The sequence below is a fragment of the Fulvivirga kasyanovii genome (assembly GCF_009711405.1).
GTDB lineage: Bacteria > Bacteroidota > Bacteroidia > Cytophagales > Cyclobacteriaceae > Fulvivirga > Fulvivirga kasyanovii.
In genome coordinates, this window is record NZ_SMLW01000320.1 from 1 (window position 1) to 207 (window position 207).

Here is a 207-nt window from a genome sequence, read left to right on the forward strand (position 1 = left end):
AGCTTACATGCAGGAAAAACCTTATATGTAGCCATTAGCGATGTTTTGGTTTTATTTACTGCTAAAAAAACTGGCATTTACCCCGATAGTATTACATCATAGTTTTTCCTCAACTGGTGTTATAAGTCTGAAGACTTGGGTAAATGGTGGGCCAAGTCACCGCCACGCTAAAGACTGGAACCAGAACGTAGATTAACCAGAACGTAT